The organism is Emticicia sp. BO119 (assembly GCF_013912375.1).
Classification (GTDB): Bacteria; Bacteroidota; Bacteroidia; order Cytophagales; family Spirosomataceae; genus Emticicia.
Genome location: NZ_JACETV010000001.1, coordinates 1,284,749 through 1,296,842 on the forward strand (window position 1 = coordinate 1,284,749; position 12,094 = coordinate 1,296,842).

The window sequence follows — 12,094 nt, forward strand, 5'->3', positions numbered from 1 at the left end:
GATGGACGAGATACTCCAAAAGGTTAAAGAAATAGACATTCGGCAGGTTGCCAGAGACTTAGGATTTGATGTGATTCAAACCCGACGGATGCTTTGTCCCTTTCATGCAGAAGATACCCCATCTCTGGTATTTTATCCACCCCCACAAAACGAGTTCCATTGTTTTGGTTGCGGCAAACGCGGTGATGTAATTAATCTTTATGCCGATGTATGTCAGATAGATTTTAAAACTGCTCTCGATGAACTGGCTATTAAATATATCCCGTATTACGAAGGGTATGGTTCTATCAAAACAAGAAAAATAGATATAAAGAGCATATATACCCGAAAACCCGTACAGGAAAAACGATTTGTATTCCAGACAAAGTTCAGTGAAATCTATGAAGACTTTCAAAAATTCTGTTTGAACTTACCAGCGACTGAATCTGCAAGAAAGGCCGCTGAATATCTACGTGGCAGAGGGATTGATGACTGGACTATTCGTCATTTTAAATTATTTGTATTAAAGAATTATGGTCTGGCAAATGATTATCTGAAAGAAAAGTACAAAACAGAAGACCTGATTGCCAGTGGAATAGTCAATGAAAGAGGTAATTTAGTTTTCTTCAAACACCCGATTATCATTCCTTATTATCAGAATGACCGAATCGTCTATTTGCAAGGCAGAACTATTGGTGAGCCATCAGAAGGAACAAACAAATATCAGTTTATGACTGGAATTCCGCGAACTATCTTTAATATAGACTTGCTTAAAAAACTACCGGGTAATTCTGAAGTTTATGTGACAGAGGGTGCCTTTGATTGCATGACTTTGTTCCGTCAAGGATTGAGTGCAGTAAGTCTGGGTAGTGCCAAAACCTTTAAGAAAGAGTGGGTGAAATATTTTAAAAAATTCAAAGTCTGGATATGGTTTGATAATGATGACGCCGGAAAAAAAGGTACAATAGATCTGATGGAAGAATTATACCTGAACGGAATTACAGTTGATAGAAAATACCTTCCGGACGGAATTAAGGATATTAATGAGTTCTTTCAAAAAAAATAAAAACCTGCACTTCAATAAAAAAGGAATTTAAAATCTTGCTTTCTACAAATTCAAGTTCCATATTTGCACCATCAATTCTTTAAGCTGCTTTCAGTAGCAATCGGATTGATTTATACAGACGAGAGGAGAGAATAGGCTCTGTGAACCTCGGGCAACCTGTCCCGCTACTTGCGATAAGGTGCCAAAACCTACCGAAAGGGTCAGAACCATTCGGGCTTATAAACCAATCATAGACAATCGTTTTAAAATTGGTTTTGTTTGCAGTATTACCGAGGGGTAAGAGTTTTGTTGCATACTGGTTTTAGGTGTGCATCGAAGCTAAGTTTGAGATTTTGTATTTACTCTTAACAATGGAAAACCAACAGATATTTCGTTACGATGAGCCATTCAAGTTAGAATCAGGTCAGTGGCTGCCCGAGTTTCAGCTTGCTTATACAACATTTGGACAGTTAAATGCCGCAATGGATAATGTGGTATGGGTATGCCATGCTTTTACAGGTAATGCAAACCCAACGGATTGGTGGAATGGATTAATCGGCGAAAAACGTTTGTACAATCCAGCAGAACACTTCATTGTTTGTGCTAACATACTCGGGTCTCATTATGGCTCAACTAATGCTTTGAGCAAAAATCCGGTTACAGGAGAGCCTTACTATCATGATTTTCCGTTTGTAAGTATCAGAGATGTGGTAAGGTCTTTAGATCTACTACGTCAGCATTTAGGGATTTATAAAATTAATACACTATTGGGGGGCTCTTTAGGCGGGCAACAAGCCATTGAATGGGCTATCATGCATCCTGATCTGATTGAAAACCTGATTTTGTTTTCGACCAATGCCATTCACTCACCTTGGGGTATTGCTTTTAATGAATCTCAGCGAATGGCAATTGCAGCAGACCCTACATGGATGGCTCGGAATCCTAAAGCCGGAATGAATGGAATGAAAGTGGCTCGGTCGATTGCTTTGTTGTCATACAGAAATTATGCTACTTATAACCGGACTCAATCCAGGGATGAGGGTCAAGTTGATTTTTTTCGTGCCAATACCTATCAGAATTATCAGGGAGAAAAATTAGGCAAACGGTTTAACGCTTTTTCTTATTGGACACTCTCAAAGATGTTTGATTCGCACGATATCGGCAGAAACAGAGGAAGGGTGGAAGAAGTATTGACTTCTATTAAGGCAAAAACATTAGTGATTGGTATCTCATCTGATGTGCTGTTCCCACCAGAAGAGCAAGCGTTTATTGCTAATTATATACCTGAAGCAAAATATGCGTTAATTGAATCGCTTTATGGACACGATGGTTTCTTAATAGAATTTGAAGCCATGACAGATACTATCAGAAACTGGAGTAAGGATTTAAGTGAGACTAATGTAGTGATTGAGTAATCGTAAGAACGATTTGCCTGATAAATTAGTCATAATAATCAAACAAAGCATCTGACTTCACTCAGCTAAACCAAAACTCAGGAAAAATAACCTTAAAAGCTCTGAAATACTCTCAATCGATAGTTTTCAGTCAGTTTTTTACTTCTTAACACATTCTGCAAAACAGTAAAAAGGGGAGAAGCCGCTGTCAGGCCTGCTGCTAAGGCCAATTTCGGATTAGTAATGGGATCAACATTCCATGCGACCCACTCTATCAGAATATAGGCAAAGGGTGAGAAATTTGCTATACCAAAGCGAATGGGTCTCTTAGGATGTTTATAGATGCGCTTTACATCTTTAATTTTGATTTCGACATACTCATACCGGTTCATAACCTCATTTAATGAAGTGATCACAAATGATGAGTCAGTAATATCATAGAGATTATCTTCATAAATCATATCATCTTTGGTCTTAAATCTGAATACATCACCTTTATAAAACTTTGTCCGCCTGCCACTTCTCACTTTTTCCAGAACCAGATACCTGTCTTTACTAAACATACTCCTTGCCTTGGTGGGGTCTTTTTTATATAGCAAATCTTCTACAGATTGCGCTTCCCTCTGATGCACATCTTGTGAAAAACAACTAAATGTTAAGCCTATAAAGAATAATAGCAGGTAATATTTCTGTTGAATCATGAGATGTATGTGGTTTCGTAGCACGGAATAATATTCCGTGAAAAACTATGGAATATGAATAGATTTCGGATTTCGCCCTAATAAAATACTTTTATGGCTTATCATTTACGGAAACCCCTCCCGAAACTATCAGTTTCATAATTTCGGCACTTGGTAAATCGAGCATCTGTACATTTTCTTTCGGAACAAGAACCAGATTGCCAGAAAAAGCATAACTATGAGGAAAATAGACAGCCACTAAATCACTAACGCCCAAATTACTCAAATCATTTTGTGTAATAAACCCAATTTTATAAACTTGTGTTTCTTTATTAATCAGCACAATGGCTCCTTGATTAAATTTTCGTTTATCGCCGACAAAAGCTGAAATTAAATCTTTAAACGCAAAATAAAAAATCCGTACTAAGGGTAAATGGCTAATGGCATTTTCGATGATATTCTGAATAGTTTGAGGCAGCAGTACAGAAAAAATAAAACCAATAAGTATTGTTCCCCCAACAACAATAGCACTCCCAAGACCCGGTATGAACAGATCACGATTTGGGTCTTCTGTAGGAATCCTGATTCGGATAAGGTTATCTACAAAATCAAATGCACCTAATAAAATAAATAAGGTGAAACCAATGGGTGCTACAAAAAGTAAACCACGTATAAAATAGGAAAACAACCGACTAAGTATATATCTGCCAGGCATAAAGAAAAGGTATTTGTAATAGAGTTAAGACGTAGCTATTTAGACAAACGCTAATGTCAATCTAAAAGTTTGTAAACCAACTAAAATATGATTCAATTTGGTATTGATGTGCTGTTGAGACAGAATCCTGACTGGAAAACTAAAAAAATAGGCTTGGTAACTAACCACGCTGCTACAACCAATTATTTATATCCTTCAAGAAAAGCATTGATAGAAAAGGGATTTAATCTCATTAAGTTGTTCTCGCCTGAACATGGTCTGGATACAAAGGGTGAAGATGGAGCCAAAATATATGATGGAATTGACACTCTGACAAAACTGCCGATTATCAGTTTGTATGGCGATAAATTAACTGCAAATGAACATGATTTAAAGGATATAGACGTAGTACTATTTGATGTTCCGGATATTGGTTGCAGATTCTATACTTATTTATGGACGCTTTCTTTTGTAATGGAAGCCTGTGCTAATTTTAATAAACCTTTAATAATAACCGATAGGCCTAACCCTATTTCAGGTAATTTTGACAGGACAGAAGGCCCGATGCTTGATGAAGCACATTGCTCATCATTTATTGGCCGCTGGAATATCCCATTAAGACATTGCTGTACTATGGGTGAATTAGCTCATTTTTTTAATAAGACAAGAGAGATTAATGCTACAATTGAAGTAATTCAAAATATGAACTGGCAACGGAATATGTATCAACCAGATTGGGGAGTTAGTTTTGTTCCTACTTCACCAGCCATAAAAAATTTTCAATCGTCTTTATTATACCCTGGCTTGGGCCTTTTAGAAGCAACCAATATTTGCGAGGGCAGAGGCACAGAAATGCCATTCGCAATCATTGGCGCCCCCTGGTTAGACAATAAATTACTGATGGATAAGTTATTTAATGCAACGCTTGAAATGGAACCTATTACTTTTGTTCCGGATGAAAGTAAGTATGTGGGTGAGCTTTGTAAAGGAATCAGGTTTTATGTAAGAGATATAGAAAATTTCGATGCAGTGTACAATGGCTTAATGTTAATAAAATTAATAAAAGACCAGCATCCTGAGTCTTTTGATTGGAAACCCTATCCTACAAACGTTAACCCGACAGGCAGAAAACATCTGGATTTACTTATGGGTTATCATAATAGTGAAAGCCTCTTTGAATTACCATTAAATGTTTTTGCAGAGCAAATAAAAAACCTTACTCTTGCAAAAAAATGGGAGAAAAGTATTGAACCCTATTTGCTTTATTCTTGAAATTAACAGACCTTTAATATAATTCGAAACTAAATTTTAATTTACTCTCAATTTATGAAAAAGATAAAAAATCTACTGCTGCTTTTGCTCGTGACTTCGCAGACATTCGCACAGAATCTTAATATTCCGATTCCGAATAACCCAGCTGTAAAGATGGGAATATTGAAAAATGGAATCAAGTATTACATACTGAAGAACACTGAGCCTAAAAACCGAATGGAGCTTCGTCTGGTAGTTAATGCCGGTTCAATTCTTGAAACAGACCAGCAATTAGGGCTTGCGCACTTCATGGAACACATGAATTTTAACGGTACAAAAGAATTTCCTAAAAATCAATTAGTCGATTTTCTACAAAAATCAGGGATGAAATTCGGGGCCGATTTGAATGCCTCTACAAGTTTTGATGAAACTATTTACCAATTACAAGTACCAACCGATTCAGCGAAACTGTTTGAGCGCGCCTTTCAGATTCTGGCCGACTGGTCGCACTATGCTACTTTAGATACAACAGAAATTAATAATGAAAGGGGGATTGTGTTAGAAGAAGAAAGAGCAAGATTTAAAAATGCACAAGGACGTATTCAGCAAAAACTGATTCCACTTTTATTAAATAACTCAAGATATGCCGAGCGTATCCCGATCGGAAAAGTAGACATACTTACTTCGTTTAAACCAGACCAAATCATTAAATTCTATAAAGACTGGTATCGTCCGGATTTAATGGCGGTGGTCGCCGTAGGTGATTTTGACCCGGCGCAGGTAGAAGCTTTAATTAAAGAGAAATTCAGTAGTATTCCTGAAAACAAGAATGGGCCTAAACGTATAAAATATGAAATTGGTACGGCTAAAGGTACGCAAGCTTCTCTATTAGTTGATAAAGAAATTCCACAGACAAGTTTTCAATTAATTACAAAATTGCCTCGTGAAAAAACCAAAACACAGGCAGATTATCGTCTGGATATAGCTGAAAATCTTTTTAATCAGATGATTGGTACCCGCATGCAGGAAATTACAAAAAAACCGAATCCACCTTTTGTTTTTGCTATTATGAGTTATAGCCCTTTCTTAGCAGGATTGGATGCGTTTCAGGTGGTTACTATTCCAAAAAATGCAGACGGTTTAGAAACCGCTATTAAAGCTGTAATGGACGAACAGGAACGATTGAGAAAATTTGGTTTCACCAAAGGCGAATTAGAACGTGCCAAAAAGGATTATATGGTGAGTGTGGAGAAAGGTTATAAAGAAAAAGATAAAACCAAGTCAGGAGCATTTGTAAATGGGTTGATTCAGAATTATCTGCAAGGTACGGCCTATACAGATGCCGATTTCAGATATGAATTTGTAAAGAAATATCTTGAAGGTATAACTTTAGCAGAGGTTAATGCAATTGCCAACAAAGTTATTAAAGAAGACAACCGCATTGGTATGGTTATAGGTTCTGAAAAAGACAAAGATAAATTACCATCAGAAGCCAGGATTTTGGAGCTAATCAATTATAAAAGTGCAGATTTAAAACCGTATGAAGACGAATCAGTTGCCACTTCAATTCTTGAACAAATTCCAACAGGAACAAAAGTAGTTTCTGAAAACAAAATTGATGAAATTGGTGTCACTGAACTCACTTTTGGTAATGGTGTAAAAGTGGCGTTAAAACCAACCAATTTCAAAAACGACCAGATTTTGTTTTCTGGTGTAAGTAAAGGTGGTACTTCACTTTACAGTGATGCTGACTATTATTCGGCAGAATTGGCAGCTACAGCAGTTTCACAAGGAGGTGTAGGTAAATTGTCAGATGTGCAGTTAGATAAATTTCTGGCAGGTAAAGTGGCAAGTGTATTTACTTACATTGATGAATTGAATGAGGGTATTTCAGGTAATACTACACCAGCAGACTTAGAAACAGCCTTGCAATTGATGTATGCTTATGTAGTACAGCCAAGAAGAGATGACGAGGTAGTAAAGAGCTTCTTGAAAAATCAAAAAGAATTAATTGCAAATTCTCTTAAAACCCTTACGCCAGAGAAAGTTTTCAGCGATACGATAACCACTACATTATATCAGAAGAATTTTCGTCGTATGCCTACTAAACCGGAAGATATAGACAGAGTAAACCTTGACCGCGCCTATGAAATCTATAAAGACCGGTTCAGTGATATGAGTGATTTTACTTTTGTATTTGTCGGTAATTTTGAAGTTGAAAAAATCAAACCTCTATTAGAGAAATATATTGGCGGGCTTCCTTCAACCAAGCGTGTTGAAACCTTTAAAGACCTGCATATTGATAAAGTAAAAGGGATGGTAGAGAAAACAGTTTATAAAGGTCTGGAAGATAAAGCATCTGTAAATTTGCAATTTAACGGAAACTTTAATTACACAGAAGAAGAAAGGTTAAATCTTGATGCCCTGGCAGAAGTATTAGATATTAAATTAACAGAAAAGTTGCGAGAAGAGGCCGCAGGTGTATATTCACCTAACATTCGTGCTTCTTATAATAAATTACCCAACCCGACATACAATCTTACAATTGCTTTTGGTTGCTCACCAGCAAATGCCGGGAAATTAGCCAAAATTGCTTTAGAAGAAATTCAGAAAATTAAAGTCAATGGGCCAGAATCTGTAGATGTTGATAAAGTAAAAGCCGAAGAAAAACGCTCTGTTGAATTACAGGTAAAGGAAAATAGTTTTTGGAACTCCTACCTGTCAGACCAATATTTTGATGGTGAAGATTTAAATTTCATCAATCGTTATAGTAAAGATATGATTGATAAAATAAGCATAGAAAGCGTCAAAAAAGCTGCAAATCAATTCCTCAGTGATAATTTTGCCAAATTTGTACTATTGCCCGAAAAGAAATAGTATAAAGATTCACATAAACAAAAAGCCAAATCTTCAAGATTTGGCTTTTTGTTTATGTGAACAGTAATAACTAAAACGTACTCAGTTTATTTCTTAATCTCCACCAGACAAAGAACGACCTCATTGCTAAAATCAAAACAACCGGTATCAAAGAATAATTAATTTCCTGTGGAAGAAATGCCCAGCTCAAAAGGAATAATATCTGAATAATTCCATAAGCCAGAAAATGTTTGGCCAGCCATGCACGTGAAGTGTCTTTTTTAATAAGCAATGCAATAGGAAATAATAGGGGATATGCCCAGATAATGTTCAGGTTGTATTCTGTAACACCGTGATTAGTAAAGAACCATAGGAAAACAATCAACCAACCAACAATACCTGTTATCGTAAACAATGTTTTGTCAAATAAAAAGTTTGTATAATTTTTCTTCAATTGATAGAAGGTAAGCCAACCTGTTAAAACAAAAAAACTCCAGAAGAGAATATTGGGGGTAATCAACTCTTTTTCTTTCACAACATCATTCAAAACTTCAGGATTCAATACTGTTTTTTGAGTGACCAATGGTTGCCATACACCGTTTCTTTTAATTTTTGCATTGTCAAACGCATCACGTAGATTATCTGGTAAAAACATAGCACTATCAGCTCCTGTTATACAATCTGAAGGTTGCCCTATTGCGAGATCCATTCCGAAATCTGCCCATAGTTTATTGTTTTTTCGGGCATAAACATCAATCCATTGACGATAACTACTATCAGCGTGTATATTGTTCTGAAATCTCAGGCTATCACCACCGACTGTTTTCAATACATCTCTTAAGCGGCTTGAACAGTTATCATAAAAGAATTTATAGGCATATTCTCTGTTTTCCGGTAAGTAGTTTTTAGCAAGAAAATCACTTACTTCTTGTTTTTGCTTACTCGATAAGTTTAAAATTTGTTCCTCCACAAGCCTCCCCTCCTGATTCCACCCGGGATACCCACCTTCCCCGTAAAGTTCACTCTCAAAATAATTCAGACTTATCTTATAAGGAAGGGTGCCTCTCAAAAATTTCAGGTAAAAGCCTTTAGTCCTGAAATCAAATGCACCATAATTATATACTAAATCTATACCCTGCATTGGGTCTTTTATTCTGATACCACTGTGGCCAAAAGTGGAATATAGCTCATCACCAGGCGCTATAGTCAATAAACTTATAGTTGCATAAGGTGAAAGCTTTTGAGCAGTAGAACAAACAGAAATAAAGGCAAAGAATATTAGCAGAGCGTATCTTTTCATGCAGGACAGTGTTTTCTACAAAGGTAAAATAAAAGCACACAGGTTTCAAAACCTGTGTGCTTATTTCGTTATGTTAAATGATGTTAATAACGGACAATCTTGATAGATGATAGACCAGCGTCAGCATCGACTTTGATTTTTTTAGAGGCTTTATCATATCCGGGTGTCTGCCATACACCTCCTCTTACTTTTTCAAAACCATCAAGGTCTTTCGAGTTCAGAGCACCGTCCATTTTCAATTCACAACCAACAGACTCTGGTACACTTAATTTTACACTCGTAACACCTGAATTAATGTCAACATCAACATTATCTACTTTATCACCTAATTTTATATCAATGTCAGCCGCTCCAGAATTCATGTTCAGCTTTTTGACTTTATAATCACTGAAATCAAAGTCAACTTCCCCGGCGCCTATGCCCATATCAATATCCCAGACAGGCGTTTTATTCAATTTAATAATCACATCGTTATCAAAGTTATGGTCACTGTCAAAATGGAAGTTTCCTTTTTTACCTTTTTGTTCAAATTCAATTGTTTTTATGCCATTTGACTGGTCTTCAGTCAATACATATCCACTCCGGTATTGAAGATGTGTTGAAGCTTCAAAAAGATTTGTAGGCGATTCTTCCAAATCAAACTCGGCCGCACCACCGCCAATTTTTAATTTGGTTTCGGTGATTCCATCAGTAAGTGGTACCGAATAATAATTCTTATAGCCATCACTGCTCGAGCTGTCAGGATTTACTGAGCGATGATTGTAATCATCATCATCGTCGTCATCGTCGTCAAAATCAACGTGCCAGTCATGGCCATCTCTCCAATCACTTACACCGTCGTCAACACAGGTAAAGATTCCTAAAGGTATCGCGAAGGCAATCAGTAAAGCAGATGTGGCATTGTAAATGGTACGTCTACGGTTGAGAAAGGCAAATACACCAGCCAGGATTAAGAGAAGCGGCCAGAAGCGGGCGATACCCCCAAATGTCCAGTGTAAATCAAACCAATCAAGATTTGTGCCTAAAAACAGGAAGCCAACCACAATAAGTATAGCACCCCAGAAAATATTACTACTTCTTTTTTCCATTTTTTTAAGAGTTTAGGACTCCCTTATTACACTGTTTTCAATATGTACAGGTAATAAAAACCCTTTCCCATTTTTGGGTAAACCTGAACGAGAAAGGGTAGGGAAGTGGGGTTATCAAAGATTTGTATCTGTATCGTTTTTCGGATAATTAGGGAAATTATCATCTTTGCGCTCTCTCACAATCAGCCAAACACCCAAACCAACCAATACTAAAGGCCACATCTGACCGATGTATCTCCAGAGGTTAATATGAAAGAAAGTTTTAAAAGAGAAAATAATACCTAAAATGATGAGGATGGCTCCTCCAACCAAATTGTTGTTTTGATTGCGACTGCTCATAGTTGTAAAATTTGAGGTTTCAGAATTAATAGTTTCGTTTATTGGTACATCGGTATAGCCGTATGAATCTTTGACAGGTAATACTATCCACAAGATAATATAGGTTAAACCTGAAGGAAACGGAGTAAAAAATAATAATACAAAAAGTACGCGAATAAGTGTTACATCTATGTCAAAATATTCGGCTAAACCTTGTGCCACTCCACCCAGTTTCTGGTTATCTCTAATACGATAAAGTCTCTTTTCCATTTTTTTTGTATTTGTGAGGCAAACATTTTGTTTGCCTCGTTGATATGTTTTGAGTAATTCGAGCCACTACCAATCGCCTCATCTTTTACCCGTTTATGGGTTAATTACGATATTGTTGGTAGGCATCATTGACTCTTTTGTTGGCATTATTGCCCACAAAATGATATAAGGGATAATAGCCGGAATAGGAGCAAAGAACGCTACTACAAATAATACCCTAACCAAAGTTACATCTATATTGAAATACTCTGCAAATCCGGCAGCTACACCACCTAACATTTTGCTGTTTTTGATTCTATATAAGCGCTTTTCCATTTTCTTAATATTTTTAGGTTTTGTTTTCTTCTTATTTCAACCACTTCTTTGTGATTGATGAAACAAAGATATAGGCAAAAGACGGTACTATGTATAGCAAACTACATGAATGGAAATTTTCAATGTCAAAGGGATAAATTGTAGGACGATTTACTAATTTAAAAGTTCGAAAATCACTTTTTAGAAGTGTTTTAATCAAATTTCTTGTCAGCGAAGATAAGCCACAATATCAAAAAAATAAGTTCTTGATTATTACCATAGTAGTTTCAATGGAAAATCTTGGTAAAATCAATTGTTAATCAACCTCGAGTAGCTCAAAGATTTCACTCAATTCATCATAGTCTTTATAACCCGGACGAAGTTCGTGAGAACCTTTGAGAGCAATACCTTTAATTTGGGTTTCACTTAAAATCTTTTCAATGTTATCGGCAGTAATACCAAATCCTAAAATAACAGGATTATCGAACGCATATTCTTTCAGATGATAAAGAACGAAGTCTGTAAGTTCATCTCCTTCAATAAGGAAATAACTAACAAAAGAGTTGTAGAGTTTCAGGTAGTCTTCTATATAAGCACTATCACTCTCCAGTTTAAGAATAATGGGTTTGCCGAGCGATGTTATTTTGGGCAATAAGGCAGGGTCAGATATTTGTAGTATATCTACCTCATAAGTTTGCAGATGGGCAGCTATTTCTTCATAATCGGATGATTGGGTTTCTCCGACAATCTGTACGCCTGCCAGCCATGATTTGATTTCTTTCAGTTTTTCAGCAGGCATAAAATCATTAGAGAATTTATCCATCACAAAACCAACTAATTCAACGCCCATACCTGCACAATAGCGTGCATCAGATAAATTGGTGATATTACCTACTTTAACAAGTGTTTGTAGTGCCATACTGAA

Annotated in this window: 11 protein-coding genes and 1 riboswitch; of the genes, 4 read left to right on the plus strand and 7 right to left on the minus strand. The window is 36.4% G+C overall.

Annotated features, from left to right (window positions below; genetic code table 11):
• The first annotated feature begins 1 nt into the window (after nt 1).
• Nucleotides 2-1,045 carry a CHC2 zinc finger domain-containing protein gene (locus H1R81_RS05590; protein ID WP_181839674.1) on the plus strand — a complete coding sequence of 348 codons (1,044 nt, stop codon included), beginning with the start codon at nt 2-4 and terminating at the stop codon, nt 1,043-1,045.
• A 107-nt stretch (nt 1,046-1,152) separates the two neighbouring features.
• Nucleotides 1,153-1,270, plus strand: a riboswitch (SAM riboswitch).
• 125 nt (nt 1,271-1,395) lie between these two features.
• Nucleotides 1,396-2,439, plus strand: a complete 1,044-nt coding sequence (gene metX / locus H1R81_RS05595) for a homoserine O-acetyltransferase (RefSeq protein WP_181839675.1) — start codon at nt 1,396-1,398, stop codon at nt 2,437-2,439.
• 92 nt (nt 2,440-2,531) lie between these two features.
• Here the strand turns inward: metX and H1R81_RS05600 are convergent, their stop codons facing one another.
• A complete protein-coding gene (locus tag H1R81_RS05600) occupies nt 2,532-3,119 on the minus strand; it encodes a hypothetical protein (protein ID WP_181839676.1) in 588 nt (195 codons plus the stop codon).
• 91 nt (nt 3,120-3,210) lie between these two features.
• Nucleotides 3,211-3,813 (minus strand): DUF502 domain-containing protein, encoded by a 603-nt coding sequence (locus tag H1R81_RS05605; protein WP_181839677.1) that lies wholly within the window; start codon nt 3,811-3,813, stop codon nt 3,211-3,213.
• Nucleotides 3,814-3,900: 87 nt separating this feature from the next.
• On the opposite strand from H1R81_RS05605, the gene H1R81_RS05610 reads away from it, so the two are divergent.
• Nucleotides 3,901-5,064, plus strand: a complete 1,164-nt coding sequence (locus H1R81_RS05610) for an exo-beta-N-acetylmuramidase NamZ domain-containing protein (protein WP_181839678.1) — start codon at nt 3,901-3,903, stop codon at nt 5,062-5,064.
• A gap of 54 nt (nt 5,065-5,118) precedes the next feature.
• On the plus strand, nt 5,119-7,920 hold the full coding sequence (locus H1R81_RS05615; protein ID WP_181839679.1) for a pitrilysin family protein: 2,802 nt from the start codon (nt 5,119-5,121) through the stop codon (nt 7,918-7,920).
• A 70-nt stretch (nt 7,921-7,990) separates the two neighbouring features.
• Here H1R81_RS05615 and H1R81_RS05620 read toward each other — a convergent pair whose 3' ends face one another.
• The 5 genes from H1R81_RS05620 to H1R81_RS05640 all read right to left on the minus strand — a co-directional run bounded on the left by H1R81_RS05620 (nt 7,991) and on the right by H1R81_RS05640 (nt 12,088).
• Entirely contained in the window at nt 7,991-9,199 is a 1,209-nt protein-coding gene (locus H1R81_RS05620) for a DUF4105 domain-containing protein (protein WP_181839680.1), read from the minus strand.
• 83 nt (nt 9,200-9,282) lie between these two features.
• Nucleotides 9,283-10,287 carry a LiaI-LiaF-like domain-containing protein gene (locus tag H1R81_RS05625; protein WP_181839681.1) on the minus strand — a complete coding sequence of 335 codons (1,005 nt, stop codon included), beginning with the start codon at nt 10,285-10,287 and terminating at the stop codon, nt 9,283-9,285.
• 114 nt (nt 10,288-10,401) lie between these two features.
• Entirely contained in the window at nt 10,402-10,875 is a 474-nt protein-coding gene (locus tag H1R81_RS05630) for a PspC domain-containing protein (RefSeq protein ID WP_181839682.1), read from the minus strand.
• Nucleotides 10,876-10,968: 93 nt separating this feature from the next.
• Complete coding sequence (locus H1R81_RS05635) at nt 10,969-11,190, minus strand: PspC domain-containing protein (RefSeq protein WP_181839683.1); 222 nt, start codon at nt 11,188-11,190, stop codon at nt 10,969-10,971.
• Nucleotides 11,191-11,485: 295 nt separating this feature from the next.
• Complete coding sequence (locus tag H1R81_RS05640) at nt 11,486-12,088, minus strand: N-(5'-phosphoribosyl)anthranilate isomerase (RefSeq protein WP_181839684.1); 603 nt, start codon at nt 12,086-12,088, stop codon at nt 11,486-11,488.
• Nucleotides 12,089-12,094: the final 6 nt, after the last annotated feature.

Bases quoted from the DNA above. Each gene is read 5' to 3' on its own strand.
- H1R81_RS05590 (WP_181839674.1), top strand. From the start codon at position 2: ATGGACGAGATACTCCAAAAGGTTAAAGAAATAGACATTCGGCAGGTT.
- metX (WP_181839675.1), top strand. From the start codon at position 1,396: ATGGAAAACCAACAGATATTTCGTTACGATGAGCCATTCAAGTTAGAA.
- H1R81_RS05600 (WP_181839676.1), bottom strand. From the start codon at position 3,119: ATGATTCAACAGAAATATTACCTGCTATTATTCTTTATAGGCTTAACA.
- H1R81_RS05605 (WP_181839677.1), bottom strand. From the start codon at position 3,813: ATGCCTGGCAGATATATACTTAGTCGGTTGTTTTCCTATTTTATACGT.
- H1R81_RS05610 (WP_181839678.1), top strand. From the start codon at position 3,901: ATGATTCAATTTGGTATTGATGTGCTGTTGAGACAGAATCCTGACTGG.
- H1R81_RS05615 (WP_181839679.1), top strand. From the start codon at position 5,119: ATGAAAAAGATAAAAAATCTACTGCTGCTTTTGCTCGTGACTTCGCAG.
- H1R81_RS05620 (WP_181839680.1), bottom strand. From the start codon at position 9,199: ATGAAAAGATACGCTCTGCTAATATTCTTTGCCTTTATTTCTGTTTGT.
- H1R81_RS05625 (WP_181839681.1), bottom strand. From the start codon at position 10,287: ATGGAAAAAAGAAGTAGTAATATTTTCTGGGGTGCTATACTTATTGTG.
- H1R81_RS05630 (WP_181839682.1), bottom strand. From the start codon at position 10,875: ATGGAAAAGAGACTTTATCGTATTAGAGATAACCAGAAACTGGGTGGA.
- H1R81_RS05635 (WP_181839683.1), bottom strand. From the start codon at position 11,190: ATGGAAAAGCGCTTATATAGAATCAAAAACAGCAAAATGTTAGGTGGT.
- H1R81_RS05640 (WP_181839684.1), bottom strand. From the start codon at position 12,088: ATGGCACTACAAACACTTGTTAAAGTAGGTAATATCACCAATTTATCT.